This window comes from Mucilaginibacter sp. P19, from assembly GCF_050632265.1.
In the GTDB taxonomy this organism is placed as follows: domain Bacteria; phylum Bacteroidota; class Bacteroidia; order Sphingobacteriales; family Sphingobacteriaceae; genus Mucilaginibacter; species Mucilaginibacter gossypii.
In genome coordinates this window covers 1,563,906-1,584,821 of the sequence record NZ_CP192586.1, presented here as the reverse complement: position 1 = coordinate 1,584,821, position 20,916 = coordinate 1,563,906, and the positions used below count along the sequence as shown (strand labels likewise).

The 20,916-nt window shown below is 41.9% G+C and carries 22 protein-coding genes; 7 read left to right on the top strand and 15 right to left on the bottom strand.

All coding sequences use genetic code 11. The annotated features are described in order from the left end of the window. Nucleotides 1-1,341 (top strand): polysaccharide deacetylase family protein, encoded by a 1,341-nt coding sequence (locus ACQ86K_RS07410; protein ID WP_091163133.1) that lies wholly within the window; start codon nt 1-3, stop codon nt 1,339-1,341. 206 nt (nt 1,342-1,547) lie between these two features. Here the strand turns inward: ACQ86K_RS07410 and hmpA are convergent, their stop codons facing one another. From hmpA to ACQ86K_RS07365, 9 genes are all read right to left on the bottom strand, one after another. Beyond that, nucleotides 1,548-2,762, bottom strand: a complete 1,215-nt coding sequence (hmpA, locus tag ACQ86K_RS07405) for an NO-inducible flavohemoprotein (RefSeq protein WP_256337342.1) — start codon at nt 2,760-2,762, stop codon at nt 1,548-1,550. 38 nt (nt 2,763-2,800) lie between these two features. Next, nucleotides 2,801-3,097, bottom strand: coding sequence for a hypothetical protein (locus ACQ86K_RS07400; RefSeq protein WP_091163132.1), 297 nt, complete (start codon nt 3,095-3,097; stop codon nt 2,801-2,803). Between the two features lies 1 nt (nt 3,098). Next, nucleotides 3,099-3,392, bottom strand: coding sequence for a cupin domain-containing protein (locus tag ACQ86K_RS07395; RefSeq protein ID WP_091163131.1), 294 nt, complete (start codon nt 3,390-3,392; stop codon nt 3,099-3,101). A 31-nt stretch (nt 3,393-3,423) separates the two neighbouring features. Further along, the gene (locus ACQ86K_RS07390) at nt 3,424-3,810 is read right to left on the bottom strand and encodes a group III truncated hemoglobin (RefSeq protein ID WP_091163130.1); all 387 of its coding nucleotides are present in this window, start codon (nt 3,808-3,810) and stop codon (nt 3,424-3,426) included. A 369-nt stretch (nt 3,811-4,179) separates the two neighbouring features. Further along, a complete protein-coding gene (locus ACQ86K_RS07385; protein ID WP_091163129.1) occupies nt 4,180-4,617 on the bottom strand; it encodes an RrF2 family transcriptional regulator in 438 nt (145 codons plus the stop codon). 86 nt (nt 4,618-4,703) lie between these two features. After that, nucleotides 4,704-5,822, bottom strand: a complete 1,119-nt coding sequence (locus tag ACQ86K_RS07380) for a PAS domain-containing sensor histidine kinase (protein WP_091163128.1) — start codon at nt 5,820-5,822, stop codon at nt 4,704-4,706. Nucleotides 5,823-5,844: 22 nt separating this feature from the next. Next, nucleotides 5,845-6,189, bottom strand: coding sequence for a hypothetical protein (locus ACQ86K_RS07375; RefSeq protein ID WP_091163127.1), 345 nt, complete (start codon nt 6,187-6,189; stop codon nt 5,845-5,847). Continuing rightward, nucleotides 6,189-6,596 (bottom strand): hypothetical protein, encoded by a 408-nt coding sequence (locus tag ACQ86K_RS07370; RefSeq protein ID WP_129571050.1) that lies wholly within the window; start codon nt 6,594-6,596, stop codon nt 6,189-6,191. The genes ACQ86K_RS07375 and ACQ86K_RS07370 overlap by 1 nt, the downstream gene beginning before the upstream one ends. A gap of 163 nt (nt 6,597-6,759) precedes the next feature. After that, nucleotides 6,760-7,443 carry a sensor histidine kinase gene (locus ACQ86K_RS07365; RefSeq protein WP_431200089.1) on the bottom strand — a complete coding sequence of 228 codons (684 nt, stop codon included), beginning with the start codon at nt 7,441-7,443 and terminating at the stop codon, nt 6,760-6,762. Between the two features lie 839 nt (nt 7,444-8,282). Between ACQ86K_RS07365 and ACQ86K_RS07360 the strand changes: the two genes are divergently transcribed. The 4 genes from ACQ86K_RS07360 to ACQ86K_RS07345 are packed head-to-tail and all read left to right on the top strand — an operon-like array spanning nt 8,283 to nt 11,051. Further along, entirely contained in the window at nt 8,283-9,152 is an 870-nt protein-coding gene (locus ACQ86K_RS07360; protein WP_091163123.1) for an AraC family transcriptional regulator, read from the top strand. Between the two features lie 52 nt (nt 9,153-9,204). Continuing rightward, a complete protein-coding gene (locus ACQ86K_RS07355; protein ID WP_091163122.1) occupies nt 9,205-9,444 on the top strand; it encodes a hexameric tyrosine-coordinated heme protein in 240 nt (79 codons plus the stop codon). A gap of 58 nt (nt 9,445-9,502) precedes the next feature. After that, nucleotides 9,503-10,546, top strand: coding sequence for an FAD-dependent monooxygenase (locus tag ACQ86K_RS07350; protein WP_431200088.1), 1,044 nt, complete (start codon nt 9,503-9,505; stop codon nt 10,544-10,546). Further along, complete coding sequence (locus ACQ86K_RS07345; protein WP_431200087.1) at nt 10,497-11,051, top strand: hypothetical protein; 555 nt, start codon at nt 10,497-10,499, stop codon at nt 11,049-11,051. Before ACQ86K_RS07350 ends, ACQ86K_RS07345 begins: the two co-directional genes overlap by 50 nt. Nucleotides 11,052-11,074: 23 nt before the next feature. Here ACQ86K_RS07345 and ACQ86K_RS07340 read toward each other — a convergent pair whose 3' ends face one another. Then, entirely contained in the window at nt 11,075-11,515 is a 441-nt protein-coding gene (locus ACQ86K_RS07340) for a hypothetical protein (RefSeq protein ID WP_091163120.1), read from the bottom strand. Nucleotides 11,516-11,682: 167 nt separating this feature from the next. Here ACQ86K_RS07340 and ACQ86K_RS07335 point away from each other — a divergent pair, with 167 nt between their 5' ends. Beyond that, on the top strand, nt 11,683-12,273 hold the full coding sequence (locus ACQ86K_RS07335) for an HD domain-containing protein (protein ID WP_091163119.1): 591 nt from the start codon (nt 11,683-11,685) through the stop codon (nt 12,271-12,273). Here the strand turns inward: ACQ86K_RS07335 and ACQ86K_RS07330 are convergent. From ACQ86K_RS07330 to ACQ86K_RS07310, 5 genes are all read right to left on the bottom strand, one after another. Further along, nucleotides 12,270-12,851 carry a Crp/Fnr family transcriptional regulator gene (locus ACQ86K_RS07330; protein WP_091163118.1) on the bottom strand — a complete coding sequence of 194 codons (582 nt, stop codon included), beginning with the start codon at nt 12,849-12,851 and terminating at the stop codon, nt 12,270-12,272. The two genes, ACQ86K_RS07335 and ACQ86K_RS07330, sit on opposite strands and share 4 nt — an antisense overlap. Before the next feature lie 67 nt (nt 12,852-12,918). Continuing rightward, complete coding sequence (locus ACQ86K_RS07325) at nt 12,919-13,776, bottom strand: SDR family oxidoreductase (RefSeq protein WP_091163117.1); 858 nt, start codon at nt 13,774-13,776, stop codon at nt 12,919-12,921. 258 nt (nt 13,777-14,034) lie between these two features. Beyond that, nucleotides 14,035-15,084 (bottom strand): glycoside hydrolase family 43 protein, encoded by a 1,050-nt coding sequence (locus ACQ86K_RS07320; protein ID WP_091163116.1) that lies wholly within the window; start codon nt 15,082-15,084, stop codon nt 14,035-14,037. A gap of 108 nt (nt 15,085-15,192) precedes the next feature. Beyond that, complete coding sequence (locus tag ACQ86K_RS07315; protein ID WP_091163115.1) at nt 15,193-16,227, bottom strand: LacI family DNA-binding transcriptional regulator; 1,035 nt, start codon at nt 16,225-16,227, stop codon at nt 15,193-15,195. Nucleotides 16,228-16,414: 187 nt separating this feature from the next. After that, the gene (locus ACQ86K_RS07310) at nt 16,415-17,512 is read right to left on the bottom strand and encodes a DUF922 domain-containing protein (protein ID WP_143020690.1); all 1,098 of its coding nucleotides are present in this window, start codon (nt 17,510-17,512) and stop codon (nt 16,415-16,417) included. A 271-nt stretch (nt 17,513-17,783) separates the two neighbouring features. Here ACQ86K_RS07310 and ACQ86K_RS07305 point away from each other — a divergent pair, with 271 nt between their 5' ends. Then, nucleotides 17,784-20,876 (top strand): tetratricopeptide repeat protein, encoded by a 3,093-nt coding sequence (locus ACQ86K_RS07305; protein WP_091163511.1) that lies wholly within the window; start codon nt 17,784-17,786, stop codon nt 20,874-20,876. The last annotated feature ends 40 nt before the right edge of the window (nt 20,877-20,916 follow it).

Below are 20,916 nucleotides of genomic sequence, written 5' to 3'. Positions count from 1 at the left end.
ATGCTAACCACCAATCATAAACCAATTAAAACCCTGCTGCTCACTGCATTTATCGGCCTGCAAAGCTTGCAAAGCAATGCCCAAACCAAAGCGGGTACAACCGAAATAACTAAATGGCAATACGGCAAAACCGGAGCTGTTTCCCTTACTTATGATGACGGCTCCATGAACCAGTTCAGAAAAGCCCTCCCTGTGATGGAACGCCTAAAAATGCCGGCCACATTTTTCATCATTACAGGTTCCATTCCCGGATCCAAATACCATGGGAGATTTATTGGTCGCCCGGTAAAAGAGATCATCAAAGAATCGGCAATCGTACCAACCAACGATCAGAACTTTTTTGAGCGATGCTCGGCCACAGGGTATTTGGGTTATATGGGTACCATCGCTTCGCATACGCAGGCCGGAAGTTTGTACGATAGCGGTAAAAAGGAAAAAGCTTTTAAAGTGCTGGATGACATCTATGCCAAGGTCCGCAATGGCGAGTTGAAACCAGGTTATGAACCTAACGATGAGTTTAAACAATCCATAGGTTCAACCTGGGATGATTTCAGAAAAGATGCGGCTAAAGGTTACGAGTTTGCCAGTCATTCTATCACCCACCCCAGTATGCCCGGACTTGATGAGCCAAACCTGCTTTGGGAACTGGAAAAAAGTAAGGCCGATATCCTGGCCCAGCTTGGCCCTAAACATACCTTTTCGGCCGAGTGCCCGTACGGTTTTGAAAACGACCGGGTGATGAGCTACGCGCTTAAAATTTACCCGGCACTGCGTAATCGCATGCCCGAACCATGGTTAAAGGAAATTGATCGCGCCAGCAAACAAACACCCGGCTCAACAGATAAAGATTATATTCAATGGCAGCGCGGCGCAACTACAAAAACACCGCTACCTATGATGAAGCTTTGGGTTGATACTACGCTTAATCATACCAATACCTGGCTGGTACTTGTTTTCCATGGGATTGACGGCATGGGTTACGAAGCCTTGCCAAGCACTCTGCTCGATGAATATTTCCAATACATCAAAAGCAAAAACGATAAACTTTGGGTAGCCACCTTTGGCGACGTAACCCGCTACATGCGCGAGCGAGAGCACGGTAAAGCTGTGGCTTCGGTAAATGGCAACAGTATTCAGGTTAAGGTGAGCCATAACCTCGATGGTAAATTGTATTATTTGCCGGTGACGCTCAAAACCTATGTATCACCCAATTGGACAAGCACAACAGTTATCCAGGGCAAAAAAAGCAAAAAGATTAGTACAGCTAAAGATGACCAGGGCACTTACGTGTTATACCAGGCTCAACCAAATGAAGCGGTAGTAACGCTGAAGAAAGGATAATAATGTTGGATGGTTATTTCGTGCTGAAATAGCCAATGTGAAAGACAGCTTATTTCAGCACGAATAACTATTACTTTTAGAGTTTGTTTACTGGTAGAGACGCATCACATGCGTCTCACATATGACAAGCCGCTTCGTAATCATTAACTTCAAGAATTTGCATGCGGGAGACGCATGTGATGCGTCTCTACATTTTAAAACGCTGCTTAATTCAGCTGCAAAGTTTGCGGGCCAAACTCCTCAAAATGGATCAGCTGTTTATCGATCCCTTTTTTAACGAGCTCGCGGTAATGCAGTTCAATAAAGCCAGCCGGACCGCAAATGTAATATTCTGTATTAGGCTCAAATATCTCATCACCCAGTTGGCTCAGGTCAACCCAGCCTTCATATAAATCATCAGTCACCCCTTCTTCAATCTGGTTATAAAAAATGTGCTTTTTAACCTCTTCGTTTTTACCTTCCCAATGTTCAATAACTTCTTTAAAGGCATGTACATTTTTGTCGCGGCAACCGTGGACCCAGGTTTTTGGTCGTTTACTGCCGCTTTTAATCAGGCTTTCCATCATGCTCATTAATGGGGTTTGGCCAACGCCGCCGCTAATGAAAACTATTGGGTGGTCACCATCACCATTTAGTACAAAGCCACCTGCCGGTGCAGATACCTCGATGATATCACCTTCATTAACAAAATTATGCAGGCGGTTGCTGATCATGCCATCGGCAAGCAATTCAGTTCCAGCTTCGCGTTTAACCGAAATCCGGTAATACTCACCATTAGGCGCACTTGAAATACTGTACTGACGGGGTTGTAACAGGTTAAGCTCGGGCAAAAACAAACGCACGCTTAAAAACTGACCGGGCGTAAAATCCGGTACCGCTCCACCGTTCGCGGGATAAAGGTAAAAGGAAATGATCTCTGCCGATTCTTTTACTTTCTGTTTTACCACAAATGGTCTCCAGCCTGTCCAGCCACCTTTTTTAGCCACTTGTTTACTGTAAAGGTTTTGTTCATGGCCAGTCATAATAGCCGCCAGCTGATTGTAAGCAACAGTCCATGCTTCGAGCAGCTCGGGTGTAGCGGCATCGCCCAATACTTCGCTGATTGAGGCAATCAGGTGACCGCCAACAATAGCATAATGCTCGGGCCTAATATCAAGACTTGTATGTTTTTGACCAATGCCATCAAGCACGGGCATTAACACGCCCGGATTTTCTATATGCTCGGCATAAGCCAGTACAGCCATGGCAAGAGCGGTTTGTTGTTTGCTGTTTTGCTGATTGCCCATGTTAAACACATTTTTAAGTTCGGGGTTATGAGTAAACATCCGGTTGTAAAAATGAGTTGTTAATAATACTCCATGCTCTTTCAATACAGGCACTGTGGCTTTAACCAGCTCTTTTTGTTCTTTAGTAATCATCATTTTAACAGTATATATTTATAATTAATTGCTGTGCCTGTTTAACCCTGTATCAAAAGGCAAATACTATCCTCAAGGGCCAGCAGACTGTGCAGCACATTTATTGGTATTTCGAAATCAGTATCGCGCTTCAACTCAACCGAGCGTTCATGTTCTTTATACAACACGCTTCCTTCGGTTACTATCAGCGTGGCGGGTACAGCGGTTTTATGCTCCTTTAAAACCGTTCCTTTTTTAAGGCCGATTGCTATCACTTTATAGTGACTGCCTTGTTTTAGTATTTTAACTATCGGCCCTGTAGCCAAGGGCATTTGCCCCCGCACTTGTTCTATAATCATATCAATTAATGTAAATGTTATCAGCTTCAAGGTATTTGATCTTCGCGCCATTAGCCAATACAATCCAGGCCTTAAAATCATTGATTATTTTAAGCATATGCTGCTCGTTGGCAGGGATCAGAAAAGTTTCGCCTTTGCCAAGTTCATAGGTTTCGCCAGCGTAGATGAGCAGGGCGTTCCCCTCCTCTACAATCAGGCAGGCATCTGAAGTAGCTATGTGCCTTTTCATATTTGCACCTGCGGTAAGCTCAACCTTAACCACCTGGAAGTGTTCGTTTACTTCAAGTTGTTTCATAACATTTGATTTTTATATCTGGAAATATCGGCTACATAATAACTCTTCCTGATCCACCCTTCATATTGGCCAGCTTACTCATGAACATTACCGCCATTAAGCCCGCCCTGTTCTTGGCATCATCGGCCATAGGACCGGCAAAATGAGCATCAACAGTTTCTTTAAACAGATCCAGCCAGCGATCAAAATGAGCATTACCGATAGGTAGCGGCGCATGCCTCGCAAAAGGATTACCTTTAAACCCCGGAACACCAAACAAAGCGGCATTCCAGAAGGCGTACATTTTATCAAGGTGCGGCTGCCAGTCGTTTTTTATAACTTCGGCAAAAATGGGGCCCAATAGTTCATCGAGACGCACCCTGGTGTAAAATTCATCAACCAGTATCTTAATTGATGTTAGGTCTTCTATATCGTTCATTAGTTGTTTATTTGTTGAAATACACGCTATTTAGCAGTAACCATCACAATTATTATTCCATTGAGCCTAACCACCTTGCCAGTGTAAACCGGTCTAAGAATAGCGCGTAAAAAGACCATTTAGTGTATTTCAACCGGCTATTCGCGACAAGTTGCAGAGCCCAGACTTATGAAGTTTTTGAAATTTCGTAAGTCTTCCTACTTTTCATATCACCTCAAAGCTCATCGGATTTCTTTGAGGTATTAATTTGGTTTTTATATAATATATTAATACCTTTTTATCCTTTAGTTAGTTATTTCAACACCAGATTTTATTTAATTTACTAAATTTGATGCTTTGACCGCGCCTTAAGTCTTTCGGGCGGGCGATTTATTTTTTTAGTACTACAATTCCCAGGTTCAAATCTTCATTGAACTGGCTTATGGTGATAGATTCAAGCATGTTTTGTAAACGGTTCCTTACATCTAAAAAATCATGGTGTAAGGGACATGGATTTTTTGATGAACACTCTTTCAATCCTAAACCACAATCCCTGAATATGCCTCCGCCGTCAACTGCTTCTATTACATCTGATAGCGGGCGGGCCAGGCTTTGTGCATCAAGATAAAAACCGCCGTTGGGGCCTTTTACGGATTGAATGATACCTCTTCTGCTTAAATCCTGAAGTATTTTAGCCAGGAAATGCTCGGGCGAATCAATGTTTACGGCTATTTCCTTTATGCCAACCCTACTACCGTCGGCGGTGCGCTGGGCTATAAAAAATACCGCCCTTACCGCATACTCACATGTTTTTGAAAATATTCCCATTGCTTTATAAAGCAAAAGTAATTATTTAAATCAACAATAAAAGATATAAATATCTTTTATTGTTTCGTTTACTTAAACCTGACAGTTTATGCCATTAGTTTTATTGCTTCCTGGCTGGTGCTGTTAAATTTATTTTGCTGGTTAAGCGGCAAGCTAAAAGAAAATACAGCACCTCCATCCTTTCCGTTTTCGGCCTTCACTGTACCGCCATGTTTTTGGATAATGCTTTTCACAATATACAAACCCAGGCCTTTGCTGTTTTTTTGCCTCATCGATTTTTGATTGCACTGGTAAAACTTCTGGAACAGCGCCTGGCTGCTTTCCTCATTAATCCCTACCCCCTCATCATGCACCGATACTTCAACATCATTTTCGTTACAGTCTATATTAATGTTAATGTGTGAGCATGGCGGCGAAAATTTGGCAGCGTTGGTTAAATAATTGATCAGCACCTGGATAATCTTGTATTTATCTCCCCTAACCAAAATGCTATCGGCAGTGGGATATTTACAAAAGCGGTGCCCGGGATAAAGAATCCTCATTTCACCAAGCACTGTATCAACCAGGTCGTTAATATCAAACAGGCTATAATTGAGCTGTGCTGATCTGTCCTCGCCGGTTGATGGTGATAAATATTCATCAATCAACTTGGTCATCCCGTTAATATGCTGATCAACCATGTTCAGCAACCTCACTGGTTGTTTATTGATACTGAGTGCAAGATGGTTAATTAAAAACTGGGTATTGAGCTTTATAATAGTTAACGGCGCACGCAGTTCATGATTTAAAATAGCCATGCTCAGGCAGTCCTCGTTAACTTTCTGGGTAACATCTTCAATGGTACCAATCATTTGCTCGGCAGTACCCCACCGGCGTGAGTATAAAACACCTGTAAGCCGGATCCATTTTTCGGTACCGGATGGGGTTACAATTTGCACCTGCTTTTCAAATTTGGTTCCATTAAAGGAGGCAACCTTAAACTCATGGATAAGTCCGCTCAACTGCCCGGGTTTAACAAGCCCAAAAAGTTCTTCGATATTTTCATCATATCCCTTTGATAGCTCAAGCATCTTGCGCATTCGCGGGCAAAAGGATACCTTATTTGACCGGAGCTGGATTTTCCAATTGCCTATGTATGCTGCTCCTATGGGGTGTTCAGGCATTAGCCCCGTCCGGCTTTCCATATTTCTGATTTCCCTGTTCATTTGGATATGTTTTTCTTAAATTTTATTTTATTACTGATAGATTTAACCTGATTACATTATTAAATTTTGACCATAAGCTTAATGACATCCCTTTAATGTACACCCCGTAATCGCTCATTAATATGCCCTTCATGTCATGGTTAATTAACCGAATGGCATACACCAAACTGCAATCATTATTCTTTCCCGATGATTTGCAGTGATAGGTTTCCAGGATATCAAAATCATCGGGCGAAATCAGCTCGTTGTATTGTAAGCACCTGATATATTCTTTCTCAATTACAAAATCGTGATTAAAGCCCCGCTCCTGCAGATCAATAATGAGATTAATCAATTGTTCATCATAGTGATGCATATTGTCATTCATTAAATAGGTGATGCCATCAATTCATTTTCAATAGTATTTTCATTGACCTTATAAAGCCACAAACGACCTTGCAAAGCCATGTAAAAAAGCAGGAGTAATGCCTGTATTGCAATAAGCGGCACAGGCACGCTTATTGCAATACAGGTGACGCTGCCCGGTAGCACTAAAAACATATCGGCCGATATAAAACCGATGCTCATTTGCTTAAGCACAGGTTTGTCCGGCATAAGCATAATAACCAGCAAAGCAAATTTCAATGAACATATACTATAAAGCACGATTATGAAAAACCTGGCAGGCACCAGGGGTTCCATCAAACTTGTGCTAAGCTTAATAAATAAACCTGCTGCTATAAACATCAACACACTTGTAAAGAAGGCAACTGCCAAACAAACAAACTTTTTCATAGCATGAGGGCTTTACACGTTTATCGCACAATTAATTAATGCTTAATTATTAACTGTTATTTAACAATGTAAAGTTCGGGCCGGAGATACCCGAAATCAATGTACTAATTATGGTTTCAGTAGTACAAATTACATATGGCCCAATACAAATGAGACGTTAATACTATATAGGATAGTATTCATTTTCGATATTCCCGAAATTCTTTTCGGCACGGAAAACCAGGGTTATTGCCACGCCTTCGCTATTTTCCATTTTAAAATTCCCGCCAAGCTGCTTGCTCAGGGCCTTCATCATTTCCATACCCAATGACGACGCTTCTTTAATATCAAAACCCTGTGGCAGGCCAATACCATTATCGGCAATGCTCAACATGATATTATTATCATCAAGTGTACCAAGCGAGATGTTTATATAACCACGCTTGTGTGGAAAAGCATACTTAATAGCATTGGTAATAGCTTCATTGAGCATAAGGCCAACAGGTACGGCCTGGGCAACATCTATTTTAACACGTTCAATTTGCTGTTCAAACCTGATTCCCCGTTCATGAGCGTCGTAACAATCGGCAAGATAATTAACCAGTTCGCTGATGTAAACAGCAATATCAATAAAGGCTACGTTTGAACTGCTATATAATTTTTGATGGATGAGCGCTATAGCCTGTACGCGGTTCTGGCTTTCACGGATGGCGGCAAGCGCTGCGTTATTTTTTAAAAATGCCGATTGGGTATTAAGCAGGCTCATCACTATTTGCAGGTTATTTTTTACCCGGTGATGCACCTCTTTCAATAACCAGTCCTTTTCATCAAGCAGACGATTTTTATCCGCGGTTAAATGCTGCAGCATTTGATTTTGCTCGCTGATTTCTTTCTCCTTTAGCTGCAACCGTTTACCGTTTATTTGCTTTTGCCAATAACCAACACAAGCACCCCCCAAAACGAAAAGCAACGCAACAATGCCGACAATTATAAGATCCCACCTCATAAAAAACGAACTACTTTTTGCCCACAAAACACCCTGGGAGATATGATCGTAACGCTGCGCCGGCGAGTTTGTGGATATCAAAAGCAAAAAGCCTGTTAACGTCAGCTTGCAATAAAACCGGGATAAGCTTATATTGATATTCACTTGGTATTATTTTTATTACCGGCCTAAACCAAAAATCCTGTTCACAATGCATGCCTATACACAAATAGGCATGTCCTCAAATTCAACTTATAAAAATAATATGATGCCCAAACCTTATCAATGTATTAAATATGGATTTTGATGTATAAATTATGTATTGTATTACCACCTTGCAATAAAAGCAAATATTAATCTATATGATTAATAATCAAATACTAAGCATCAAACTTACCAGTTTCAAGCTCTTTTATTCGTGAATGTAGGATGACTGAAGCAGAACAAAAATATCGGCATCCCTTCTCCCGACTAATAAATGTTTTTTCAATAGATTTAGCTTGAGTATATCGGCGCGCCCGCTTTTGCCGGTGATAGAACACGGCTTAGGCGGTTAAGGATATATACGGACGATATTTCGCTTTCCCATCAGGAATATAATGATATTTCGTTAAGAAGCAGCGCTTATAAAAACAACAAATAACTGAATATCAATAAAGTAAACACAACGGCACGAAATTAGAGTTGCGGTACATGTATTACAAGCTTTAAACTAAGTAACCATGAAACAAGCTAACGATTTTGCTCCGCTACACTTTGACAAAGCATCCTGCTGCTTTCCTTTTAAGATCCATGCCATTGAGTGGATCAAAGAAAACGGCATTGACCTTCCTAACGATTATTTTATGCTGATTTGGATAACAGCCGGTAACGGTTACTACAGGCTCAATTTGCAAAAAGAAGCTGTTACCCCCAATCAATTACTATTGATCAAACCCGGCCGGCTGCATAATCTTAAATTTAGCAGCAGTTTGCAAGGGTATGTCATCTCATTTACCGATTCGTTTTTAGATATAGAAGATTACGGCAGGGAGCCTGTATACAGCCCCATTTATCAAATGTTTAACCAAACGCAGATCATCACCATAAGCAGTGAACTGGCCAAAGATATGATTGATATCAGCGAAATAATGCTTAAAGAATACAGTAGGCATAACCTTTACCGATCCGAGATATTGAAGCGTTATTTCAAGATTTTCCTAATTTATCTTTCACGCCAGCTGGACTCGGAGCAAGCGCCAAAGCAATCGCGAAATACTGCCATCCTGCAAAACTTCATGACCTTGCTTGATAAAAACTTCAGGGAGAATAAAATGGTTGCCGATTATGCCAGCAGGTTAGCGGTAACCCCCAATTACCTCAACGAGGTGGTCAAAAAGCTAACAGGCCAGCCGGCCGGTCATCACATCAGACAAAGGGTTGCCGCCGAGGCAAAACGGCAGGCCATACACCCTGATAGCTGCATGAAAAAAATTGCATACGATCTGGGCTTTTGTGACCTGGCCCATTTCAGTAAATTTTTTAAAAACACTACCGGTATAAGCTTTTCTGATTTTAAGAAAAAGGGCACAATATTACAACCTGTTTTTTAACAACGCATCAAAAACCTATTAATCAGCTTTATAACTAATTAAATTTATCACCATGTCAGAAACAGTACAACTAATCCCAGGCGACTCACTAATTACAGCAACACCACAGGAAGGCCGTGAACTTGCAATTAAAATGGCCCGGCTCATCATCAAGGTAACCCAGCCCGACGCCGAAATTCGTGGTAAGCTAAGAGGTGTTTACGCCGAAGACCCAGCGATGCTCATTGCCGTAGGACAAACAGTTGCAACCGAATTTGCCACCATAGCTGCAGCTAATAATTACTGGCGATAGTGCAATAATGCCTGCGCTTTGCCAATTAATTTCATATTTTTAAGCCCGGTAATACATCGTGCATACACAAGTAATTATTATCGGTGCCGGGCCAACCGGTTTAATGGCCGCCTGCCAGCTGGCCCGCTTTAACGTTGAGTTTATTATTATCGATACCAAGCCCGCACCTACTCATGAGTCGCGGGCTATGTTGGTTACAGCCCGCAGCATGGAAATTTATCAGCAAATGGGCTTGGCTGATACTGTTTTGCAACAGGGACAGGTGATTGGAAAATTCGCCATTTATATGAATGGCCGGGAAAAAGCAACACTCGAAACAACCAACGCAGGTAACGGACTCACCGATTTCCCCAACCTGCAGGCATTTGAACAGTTTAAAAACGAGGAACTGCTTTACGAGCAATTGAAAGCTACAGGCCGTGACGTTTTGTGGCGAACCAGTTTGGTTAGTTTTGAACAGCATGATGATCACGTAGTGGCCAGCCTTTACGATAAAAGTGATCCGTTCAGCAAAATAAGTATTAAAGCCTCCTACTTGCTGGCTTGCGATGGTTCATCGAGCCTGGTAAGGCAGCAACTGGAATTAAATTTTGAAGGAGGCACCTACCAAAATAAATTTTTTGTTGCCGATGTAAAGCTTAGCTGGCTGCAACCCGCAAACAAGCTCATCGCATCACTGTCGCGTGTTAATTTCTGCGCCTTTTTCCCAATGTATGGCAATGGTAATTACCGCATTTTAGGTACCCTGCCCAAAGGTTTTGAAGGCAAAGAAAATGTTAGTTTTGATGATCTTAAAGATGTGATCACGGCCAATATTAAGCTGCCGCTGAACGTAGAAAAATTAAACTGGTTTTCAGTTTATAAACTACATCACCGCTGTGTTAACAGGTTCAGGATAAACCGATGTTTTTTATTGGGCGATGCCGCACATATTCATAGTCCCGCAGGTGGACAGGGCATGAATACCGGCTTGCAGGATGCACATAACCTGGCCTGGAAACTGGCCCTGGTGCTGCAAGGTGTTGCTGACGATAAACTTATTAATACATATCATGACGAGACGGTACCCTTTTGCCCAATGGCTCATGAAATTTACCGATAAAATATTTGCTTTCATGACAAGCTGTAACTGGTTCTTATATCAGTTACGCACCTACGTTATGCCCAATATTTTACGCCTCGTACTGTCAACCCAATGGATCTCAAAACGGATTTTCAGGATCTTGTCCCAAATTTGGTATTCGTACAGAAAAAGCCGGCTTTCCCTGCAGTTTATTAAACAGAAGCTAAAATTTAGTGCCGGCGACAGGTGCCCCTACGTTATGACCGCTATCGACGGCAAACTACAAAGCATCTATCATTTGCTCATGGAACCCAAATTTCACCTGTTATGTATTGGCAGCATTGGGTACGACAGCCTAATTCCTGTTCACTTAATAAATTACATCAAAGTAGTTAATTTACCCCTTAATGAAAGCTGGCAAAAATTAGGGGTACAATCGGGTTTATACCTGCTAATACGGCCCGACAATTATATAGGCCTGCTTAGCGATGAAATAAGCCCAGGTTTGATAAGCGGTTATTTTGATACCTTCAAAGGTAAATGAATACTAAAAAGCCTTAACATGCACTAAGCTTCATCATATATAAAATCAATGCTCCAGCGATAAGTAGCTATACTTGCCAGTAATAAACTACCCGCGCTATCGGCCCAAACCGAATAATTAAAAGGAGCCTTGATTCCTGAAAATATGGTCATGCAAAGGGCAAAAGTAAGCGTAAGAGCAAAACTTGCATAAGCTGCCGTACGAATCTTAAAACCTACAATAAACATGATGGCTATTGAAACCTCGGCCACTGTTGCTAAAAAACCCATGACACCTGCCATCCACCGGCTCAAATATGGCATCAACGTATTGGTATAAACCACAAAATTATCCCAACTACCCCAGCTTACTGAATTTTGCCCTGCCGGCCCCATGAAACCCAAGCGATCTGCCACGGGCAACAAAAAACCAATAGCTAAAGCAAAGCGCAAGTAAAGTTGTGCTATTTGAAGTGTATTTTTCATCTATCAACATTTATGCATCTAAAATACAGGTTTAAAATCCCGCTTAAAAACGCAAAATCCATGTTTACACAAATAAGATAAAAGTGTCATCTTTTTGTTGAGAGTTTGGCCGGTTAATATTTATCCAGAATTCCTACAGAATGTGAGGGTAGTATCGCAACTATCTTATGCCTGCAATAAGTATAGTAAAAAGAGCTGCTGCCTATGTCAAGTCGCTGATGGAAGAAAACCTACCATCAACCATGTACTTTCATAACCTTAAACATACATTGGGCGTTGTTAACGCAGCAACAGAAATTGCAGCACACTGCAAATTAAAAAAGCAGGAACTAACTATTTTAACAATAGCTGCCTGGTTTCATGATACAGGCTACCTCTATCATTATAACGGCCATGAAGACACAAGCATGATCATTGCCGGTACTTTTTTAATGCAGCACCACTATAATAATGATTTTATACAACAGGTATGGGATTGTATTGAAGCCACCAAATTACCGCAATCGCCCCAAAACCTTATCCAGCAAATTATTTGCGATGCCGATATGCACCACCTGGCATCTGTAAACTACCTGGATTTTGCCCATGATTTAAAACAGGAATGGGAAGTACATTTGGATAAGCAGTATAGCGACGAAGAATGGCATGCCCTCAATTTAAGCCTGTTACAACGGCACCAATATTTTACGGAATACGGTAAAACGGTATTGCAAGCCATGAAAAAGAAAAACATTGAACTGATGAAGTTTCAGGGTTAATGTTTCTTTACAGTTTCTTTTCGTACACGGCTTAAGGTTTCGGGTGTAATGCCTAAGTAAGATGCAATCATCGCCTGTGGCACCCTTAGCGACAGATCGGGATATTTCTGCACAAAATCAAGGTATTTTTGCTCGGCAGTAAAAGCAATAGCCGAGTGAATGCGGTTTTGACTGGTAATGAAACTTTTGTTAAGGATGGCATTAACCATATCGTTAAAAGCCGGTATATCATGGCAAAGCCTGTCGAAGTTTGTTTTGGTAATCAGTATCAGTTCTGTATCCTCAATAGCATCAATATTATTTTTAGAAGGCTCGCCGGTAAGCAGGCTGGCACGGTCGCCGGTCCACCAGTTTTCTTTGGCAAAGCTTACTATGTTTTCGCGGCCATTTTCATCAACGCTGTAAAATCGAACCAAGCCTTTGGTTATAAAAGCGTTATACTTCCAAACATCGCCTTCCTGCAATAAATACTGCTTTTTACGGAGTTTTTTAAAAATACAAACTGCTTCAATTTTAGCATAGTCAGCTTCGGTGAGTGTTGCTTTCTGGCCAATGTACTCTTTAAATTGCTCAAACATATAAAAGCAAATATCTCCTTTATCCGGGGATATTTGCTTTTGTTCGGGTCATATTTTTATAATTAGGTTATGCGGTGTATTTGCTTAACCATTTTGTTTTGATAGCGGCGCGGGCATCAATAAATTCCTGGTCGGTACCCTGCGCTACTGCATCAAGCGGATAGCGTAGAGGCCTTGTGCCCTTTTCCATTTCAACCAGTCTCAATATACCATCGGCAATAGTTTGCGGGTCCATGTTAAACTCGGCCATTTTGCTGAAAAGCGCGGTGCCCATAGCGTTAAATTGCTGTGCTGAGGCCTCGCCGTACTCGGCTATAACTTCCGGTTTATCGGCATGGATACCTGTTTTGCTGCCATTATTCATTTCGGTTGGATATACGCCCGGCTGGATACTAACGCTCTCGATGTTGAACTGTGCAAGCTCATCCTTTAAACCTTCGGTAATACTTTCTACCCCAAATTTTGATGCAAGATAAGGAATCATGAATGGCAGGGTATGACCACTTGCACCCGATGTAATGTTGATGATAAGGCCATTTTTAGCTTTACGCATCCCCGGCAAAACCGCAAAGATGGTGCGCAGGGTTCCATAAAAATTCACTTCAAACATCTGCCTGATCTGATCGAGCGAGTAAGCCTCCAGTACGCCAAAGCCTGAAACTGCGGCATTGTTCACCAACACATCAATATGGCCGTATTTGGTTAATGTATATTCAAAAGCAGCTTTAACTGAATTATCATCAGTAATATCTACCTCAACTACTTCAACATTTGGCAAGGCTGAAAGCTCTTTGGCTACAGTTTCATTTTTGCCATTTATTCCGCGCATACCTGCTATTACGGTATGGCCTGCATTTGCAAGGGTTATAGTGGTTAATTTACCAAATCCTGTGCTTGTTCCGGTTATAAAAATTGTTTTTGACATTTTGTATCGTTCTTTTGTTGATACAAATTTACCGCGACACTATAACCTGTACATTGACATTTGATAAGAAGGAAATTGACATTTGTCAAGAAGATGGAGCAGAGATTTAAATCAATGACATTTCTCCTCGTCCCTCGTCGAAATCTTATACGCCCTGCTACAAACTATACAGACAGCTTGTATAAGTTCTCCTTCGCTCCGGCACACATTCCGAGCCTTCTGCTCTATCGAAATCACGACGTCGGTTATTCCAGAATGCTATTTCGTTCCCGAAGGTACAACCAAAGGCTGTCCATCTTTCATTGGCATACCAAAATTTGGCGAACCATCTTTATTCCAGGTAAATTTTTGCGCACGCGGCGAACGTTTATTACCGCAGCCTTCGTTAGGGTTTGAGTTGGCATGGTACAGGATCCAGTCTTCCCTTCCATCTGGCGATTTAAAGAATGAGTTATGACCGGGCGCGTAAACGCTGTTTTCCGGCGATTGCTTAAATACCGGCTCCTCTGTTTTGATCCATGAGGCAGGGTTCAACAGATCACTATTTTTAGAAGCGGTAAGCATGCCCAATGCATAAAAGTCAGTCCAGCAGCCGCTGGCCGAATAGATCAGGAATAACTTATCTTTATGCTTCAAAATTTCCGGTCCTTCATTTACGCTTACATGTGCCGGGTTACCGGCATCATGCAGATCGCCATTGGTTTCCCATTGATAAGCCGGGCTCGATATTTTCACGCGTTCGCTGCCGATGGTCATAGCGTCTTTCATTTTAGCGATGTAAATATTCTGCTGCCCGTTATGGTCTCCTTCCCAGCCCGACCAGATCATATACCAACCACCGTTATTTTCAAATACCGAAGCGTCAATAGCCCATTTATCGGTGCTATCTGCTATTTTTCCTTTAAACTCCCAGGTACCTTCCATTGGATCGGCCGAGCTATTTTCCAGTACATATATGCGATGGTTATTGTTATCGCCATTATCCGCGGCAAAATATACATACCATTTGCCATTTATAAAATGGAGTTCGGGCGCCCATAGGTCTTTGGAATAAGCTGTACCAGGCGGCGGCGCCCAAACAGCTTTCTTAGGTGCAGTACTCAACTTGGTAATATCTTTTGTTTTCCAGATAACAATATTGCCCCCTGTTGAATTGGTATAATAGTAAAACCCATCTTTACAGATCACCCAGGGATCGGCGCCAGATGGCAACAACGGGTTGGTAAAAGTTTTATCGCCGGTATTTTGTGCAATTGCCGCGCTGTAAAATAAAAGCAGCAGCAAACAGGCAGTGAACATTTTTTTCATAGGGCTGAAAGGTTTTAGCGTGGTTTATAATGCGCTAAAAATCTGTAAAAGTTTTCACAAAAACAACAAATGTTAAGCATACATTTATTACCAATCAGGTGTTTAATATTAAGCTTTTACCGGTTGAGAGGAACTGCGGATAAAAACCCGGGTAGGCAATACGGTAGTTTCAAACTCTGTAACAGGCCGCTTGCTCTCGATAATGCTGATCAGCATTTCGGTTGCCTTTTTTCCCATTTCAAAACCGGGCTGATAAACAGCACTTAGCGGTGGGTTTAAAACTTCGGCCAGTTGGGTATTGGTGAAGCCGAGCAAAGCAATATCAGCAGGGATCCGGAAGCCTAATTTATGAAGAAGGGACAAGGTAGTAGTCGTGATCCTGTCGGAGGCTGTAAAGATAGCATCGGGTTTACTTTCAGAAAACAATTCACTTAGCGCGTTTTCGATCTCGGCAAGGTCTTTACCACCATGCGGGCAGTACTTGATCAGTTTTTCATCAGGTATTATACCATGTTGTTCAAGTGCATCCTTGTATCCCCTCAAGCGTTCGGCGGTAATGGACACGTTTACCGAACTGGTAATATGAGCTATTTTACGGTATCCTGCCTCAAGCAATTGTGTTGTGGCTTTATATGCCCCGGCAAAATTATCGGCCACTACTTTATGCGTATCAATTTCATCGCTTACCCTATCAAAGAAAACAATAGGCAAACCTTTTTCATGCAGGTTTTTCAGGTGATCAATATTTTGGGTTTCGGTTGAGAGGGAGATCAGCAAACCATCAATGGAGCGAAAAGTCAGGTGACGTACATTTTGCATTTCAAGCTCATACGATTCATGGGTTTGTGTAATAAACACATTATATCCCTTACTGTGTGCTACTGATTCGATGCCATTGATCACCTGCGAAAAAAACTGGTTCTCAATAGTTGAAACCACAATGCCGATAGATTTGCTGTTGCCCCGTTTAAGGCTTTGAGCGTTAAGATTGGGCTGATAGTTAAGCCTTTTAGCACACTCCAGTACAAGCGCCTTAGTTTTTTCGCCAATTTCATGACTGTCTTTAAGCGCCTTGGAAACCGCTGACGGTGAGATCCCTAACTCTTTAGCAATATCCTTTATGGTAACTCCGCCAAAATTCATTTCGCCCCCTTGCTTATGATCCTAAAATTAACAATCCAATTATATAAAGGAGAGTAAACATAAGAAAAATAAGTCCTGAACAGCATAAGGATGTGTTATGCCATGTAACATTATGCTGACATCCACGAATTTAAATTCATATATGTGCTATTTATCCCCCGGGCTCGGGCGTGTTGAGTCTCCTGCTTTAATCTCTTAAAAATCCATCTATCTTCATATTCCATTCCCGTTGGTAGTATTGGTTTGTACCGTGACTGGTTTCGTTATCATACTGATCTTGTAGCTGATTCATTTCACGGTACGAGTCAAGGTATTGTACGTTAATATAGCCATCATAGTTATCAACCGGGAGTTTCATGGTCATAAGGGCCCTCTTAAAATGCCGGGCTATTACTGCTACAATATCAAAATGCCGCTGCTCATGATTTAGAGCATAGTCTGTACGTCCTTCCGGTTTCACCCAGGCGGCACTTTTAGGCAAAAACACGCGCATGCTTATCTTCACTACCACTACCGACTTCACTACTTCTACCTGTTCTGTGTAACCGAAACTTGGCTGCACCTCGGCAACATACTTTTCGCCCCGGGCTTTATCCTGAAAGTCATTCCAGGTTAAAGGCCGTTTAGCCGAGTAGTAGATGGTATCGCCTTCCGGCTGTTCCGAATAATCGGTAAAAATTAACTTTACTCCCTTAGCCAGTTTGATGTTAGTGCCCGCTTCACGATTCATCCATCTGTTAAAATACACCAGTCCTGCTTCAAGGGCCCGGCTTATCAGCGCCCCGGTATCGTACTGTTGCCCCGCGCCGCGATAGTATGTTGTAGCTGCCGGGTAATCAATCAAATGCACATTGTCCTCAGCTTTTTTCAATTCAAACCACAATTGTATGTCAAGCTGGCCCTCTATCCTGCCATCGGCCATTGCCGTTTCGGTAAGCTTTAACTTCTTAATGCGGATGACCACCGGGCGTAACATCTTATTAACAGGGATAGCATTATCAGCAAATTGTTTAACAGCTGTTGCTGTGCCTCCCTGTAGATCAACTTCATGTTTTACTGCCGGCAAATTACCTGTGGCCGATAATAACCAGGCGACGGCACTCCGGTCGGGCCGTTCATCAGTAACATTTGCGATATAAAATTCGTTCGGTTTATCATTTAACTGCCTGTTTGTTAAAACAATTTCGGCATTTGTTTTTTGTGCTTTTGAATTTAACGGACAAAACACCAACATGTACAAAATAACCGGCAACCACAATCCCCCTCTGTTAAGAACGCTATTCATAATTGGTAAAAATAATGGATGGGGCACGCCGCCCCCAGGGTATTATAATGCTCAAAATACAAATAAATTGCACTGTTTAACGTGTAATTATTACTTTTGATTATCCATAGCCGGTACCACGGCAGTACTCAACAATTTTAAAGTTTTCCACATGGATATTATCTTAAGTATTACCTTCGTTAAAAGAAGTGTTATCCACAATTGTTAATTTCTAATGTGAAAAGCCTCTTTTTGGTTTAGCTATTTTCGCACTATCGTTAGTATGCGCTTTATGATCAAAACAAGATACATCACCCTGCTCATTCCCGTATTTTTAGTTACAACAGCACGAGCCCAGCAAAATCCTTCCACTCAAATTTACCGCACTTATCATGCGGCTATTGATTTGATGGACAAAGGAAAATTTGCTTCGGCGGCCGAACAATTTCGCCTGGTTGAGGCTTACAAAATTAAAACAAGCACCCAGCCACAGTTTGAAACCGAGCTATCGCTCACTAAAGAAAACTGCCAGTATTATGAAGCATTCTGCGCCCTTAACCTGGGTAATGATGATGCCGAAAGCATGTTTCTCCGTTTTATAAAAGAACACCCTGAAAATCCGCTTACCAAACAGGCTTTTTTCCAGATTGGTAAATCGTATTTTAAACAAGGTAAATATGAAGACGCTATCCGCTGGTTTAACAAGGTTGAGGCAGGCGAGCTTAACGGCCATGACAATACCGAGTATAAATTTCGCAAGGGTTATGCCTATTTTGAGCTAAAAGACTACAAAAATGCCCAATTGCTTTTTGGCGAGGTTAAAAACAAACGCACCGAGTTTACCGAAGATGCTACTTATTATTTTGCCTACATCGCTTACCTGAACAAGGATTATCATCTTGCCCTGGTAAACTTTGAAAAGCTTAAAAACTCAAAGAAATACGAAAACAGCTATCCTTACTATATCTCGGCAGTTTACTTTTTAGATAAGCGTTATGACGATGTGCTCAACTACGCCGTTCCTATTGTAAACAGCACACATCAGCAAAACGAAACTGAAATGCTGCGTATCATCGCCGCATCGTACTTTGCCAAGGCTGATTATGACAACGCGGTGAAGTATTATGGCCGTTTTGAAGACCGGGATCAGGGCCGTACGCAAAACACGCAGGACAGCTACCAGATGGGTTATACCTATTATAAAGTAGGCAACTATGCCAAAGCTGCCAGCGAACTGGAAAAACTGGTTGAACAACACGATGTTTACAGTCAAAGCGGTAACTATACCCTTGGCGATGTGTTCCTGAAAATGAACAACAAACAGAGCGCACGTAATGCGTTCCTCAACGCTTCCAAGCTTGATTATGATAAGCAATTGCAGGAAGATGCCCTTTATGAGTATGCCAAACTATCATACGAGCTCGATTTTAACCTGCAAGCTTTAGGTGCCACAAGGTTATACCTGGCTACATACCCACGTTCAAAACGTATTGACGAGGTTAAGGTATTATTGGGTGAAGAATTACTAAACTCACGCAGCTATAAAGAAGCTGTTGAGATCCTGGAGCCCATCCCTAATAAAAGCCAGAGTGCACGTTTAGCCTATCAAAAAGTTACTTACTACCGCGGTCTGGAGTTTTATAATGAGCGTGCTTTTGAAAATGCCATCGGTATTTTCCTTCGTTCATTAAAAGATCCGGTTGATAGCAAAACTGAAGCCTTAACTACTTACTGGATGGCCGAGGCCATGTTCGAGGTTCGTAAATACGGCGAATCGGTAGAGAATTTTGAGAAATTCCTGAGCATGCCTGAAGCTAAGGAAACTGATGTTTCTAACTACGCCAACTATGCTTTAGCTTATGCAGCTTTTGGCGATGAGCAGTATAAAAAAGCAGCCAACTACTTTGAGAAGTTTTTACAGGGTGATGTTAAAGACGTTAATACCCAAAATGATGCCATCACCCGCCTGGCCGATAGCTACTTTGTAATGAAAAGCTACGGCAATGCCATGAACTACTACAACCGCATTATAGCCATGCACAACCAGGGCGAAGATTACGCCTTATTTCAGCGTGGTATGATCCAGGGGTTACAAGGCTCGTTAGATACTAAGATCAGTACCCTTAATGATGTGCTGAACAAGTTCCCTAACTCAGATTATGCCGATGATGCATCTTTTGAGATTGCCTACACCTATTTCCTGAAAACAGACGGAGATAAAGCTAAAACCGATCTGAATGCCATGATCCAGAAATATCCGCGCAGCAGTTATGTACCGCGTGCGCTGGTTACCATTGGTTTGATAGATTATAACGCAGGCAATGATGACCTTGCTGTTGAATCATTTAAAAAAGTAGTACAGGATTACTCGTCAACAGATGAGGCAAAACAATCTTTAAAACAGATTGAAAAGATCTATACCGATAAAGGCGATGCCCAAACATTCATCAATTATGCTGGTACCACCCCTATTGGTAACTATACCACGTCTGACCAGGAAAGCATAATGATAACCGCAGCCAACAACCTTTATCTTAAAGGCGACTGGCAGGGTACTGTAAGCGCGGTAAACGCTTATTTCGATAAGTTCCCAGGCAAACAGATCTACGAAAAACAGGCACGCTTTATCCGCGCGCAAGGTTTAGCTGCATTGGGCCGCACAGACGAAGCCGTTGTTGACTACAATGTGATCCTTAATGACTGGACCAGCGCCTACAGCGAAAAAGCATTGATCAGCATGGCTAAATTATACATGCAGCAAAAGAAATATAACGAAGCTGTAGTGTTCCTGAAACGCCTGGAAACCAACTCCGAATATAAGGCCGACTATACTTTTGCCATCACCAACCTGATGTACTGCTACTCGGAAATGTTAATGACCGACGATGCTATTAAATACGCAGAGCTTGTTAAAACCAATGATAAAACATCGCAGGAAGATAAATTTAAAACCGGTCTTTACGAAGGTAAAGCTTACCTCGCAACCGGCGATACCGCCATTGCTGTTAAGCAGTTCACCTATACTGCAACCAACACCAAAACCGTTGCTGCTGCCGAAGCCCGTTACAACCTTGCCCTTATTGAGTATGAAAAAGGCCGTTATAAAACAGCGCAAAAAATGTGTTTTGACCTGGCCAAGGAAATGCCAAACTACGATTACTGGGTAGCCAAAACATACATTTTGTTATCTGACACCTATGTGGGCTTAAAAGATACCTTCCAGGCAAAAGCAACCCTGCAAAGTATCATTGATAACTATAAAGCCGATGACGACATATTACCTACTGCTAAAGAAAAGCTGGATAAACTGAGCGGCCGCAAAACCAAAGCCCCTGCCGCAGGCACCAAAGAAACTGCCCAGCCCGATACAACTAACAAACAGTAACAAAGAGTAATATAAAAAAAGACAAGCAATGAACTCAAGA